The sequence below is a fragment of the Deltaproteobacteria bacterium genome, from assembly GCA_011773515.1.
Taxonomy (GTDB): Bacteria; Desulfobacterota; Deferrimicrobia; order J040; family J040; genus WVXK01.
Genome location: WVXK01000050.1, coordinates 1600 through 3189, shown reverse-complemented (window position 1 = coordinate 3189; position 1590 = coordinate 1600). Strand labels below are relative to the sequence as shown.

Sequence of the window (1590 nt, the reverse complement as noted above, 5' to 3'; positions counted from 1 at the left end):
CGGAAGAGCAGGTATTTCACCAGGAACTGAGCGCTCTTGGAGCTGTTTTCGTCCGAGTAGTCCCGGTAGTTGAAGCTCAGGGAGAGGCCGAGGCGCTGCGTCACGTTCTGGGACAGGTAGACCCCGGCGTCGGAGTAGTAGAGCCGGTTTTCGATCAGCTCCGCCGTGTCGCTGAATATGTCCTGTGCCAGGCTCGCCCCGAATTTCCCCTTCCAAAAGCGCACGTCCCCCTTCACGTGCCCCGTTATGATCTCCCTCTTCTTGCCGTTGACGAACTGGGAGAGCCCCAGGCCCCCACCGGCGCTGAAGTGGTCGCTGGCCTTCCCGTAGGACCTGGCCCACACCTCGTTAGCCCTGTTCTTTCTGATCGGATCCTCGGCGGTGGTGTGCCGGAAGTGGACCGACGACTTCCACCGGCCCGCCCAGTAGTTCTGGGAGAGCCCGAACCGATGGACCTCGTTGTCGTCGGTGTCGTTGTAGTAGCTGTACTGCGCGGCCAGGTTCGGCCGCGACTCCCTGCTCAGCGTGATGTTCAGCTTCTTCAGGGCCCGCTCCTGGTAGCCGTACCTCGGCTCGAGGAGCTGTGCGCTCTTTCTGGCCTCCTCTATGTAGCCGTCCTCCAGGAAGGCGTAGGTGAGCCCCAGCCGGGAATCGAACTGNNGCGTCCGCCTCCTCGATGGCCTCGTCGTTTCTTCCCGCCCAGGAAAGGACCCGGGCGAGGGTGATCCGTGCCTCCCGGTTCTCCGCGTCCTCCGAAAGAACGAGCTCGAGCTCGTGTATCGCCTCCTGGAGCCGGTCGGCCCAGGATATGTAGACGGCGATCTTCACCCTCTCCGCCGGGGTGAAGAGTTCCCGGCCGCGCGTGAGCGCTTCCAGGTAGGCGTCGGCGGCAGATGTGTAGTCTTCCCCGGAAGCGAAGCGATCGCCCAGCTTTTTATATAGCCGGGCCTGCTCCGCCCTGTCATCGCTTTTCGCGATGGCCTCGGATATCGATTCCACGTCGCCCGCAAAGGAAAGGGTCGCCGCGAACAGCGCCGCTACGACACCCGCCAGGATCCTTCTCGCCATGCCGCTCACCTTCCCGTCCCTCTTTTGTTCCCTTTTCTGAACTACCATAGATGAAGTTCATTCCGATTGAAACAACAATTTGCCCGCACGGGCTTTTTTTCACCCCCCGGTCTCGTGCCTACCGCCCCTTCGGCTCGTCGGGAAGCTCCCCGAGCGCCTCTTTGAGGATGAAAAAGGAGCGCTTGGGGAAGGAGTGGTAAGCGGGTGCCTCCCACCTTTTCCAGGCGTAGATCGGTAGGTCCGTCACGGTCCCTCCCGGCCCGGGGCGGGGAAGCACGTCCAGAGATTTTCCCCTCCGGGCGCGGATCTCACTGCCACCTGCCGGCTCAAAGGCCGCGACGGCAAAGCGCAGGCCCCCCGTTTCCCTGAAGCCGCGGGGAGAATCCTTCCCCTCGAACAGAACGGACCGTGAGGAGGGGTCTGTTACGTTGACGATTCCCCAGGGCACCCGGAACTCCGCCGTCCCCGTTTCCCCGTCGAAATACCACTCCCCCCGGTCGTCGAAGCCCGGGTCGCTGCGGT

Annotated in this window: 3 protein-coding genes; all 3 read right to left on the bottom strand. The window is 63.0% G+C overall.

All coding sequences use genetic code 11. The features are described 5' to 3' along the window. The coding region (locus GTN70_05045; GenBank protein NIO16349.1) for a hypothetical protein at window positions 1-344 on the bottom strand (344 nt) is incomplete at its 3' end. A gap of 4 nt (window positions 345-348) precedes the next feature. Then, complete coding sequence (locus tag GTN70_05040; GenBank protein ID NIO16348.1) at window positions 349-1116, bottom strand: tetratricopeptide repeat protein; 768 nt, start codon at window positions 1114-1116, stop codon at window positions 349-351. 70 nt (window positions 1117-1186) lie between these two features. Next, the coding region (locus GTN70_05035; GenBank protein ID NIO16347.1) for a hypothetical protein at window positions 1187-1590 on the bottom strand (404 nt) is incomplete at its 5' end.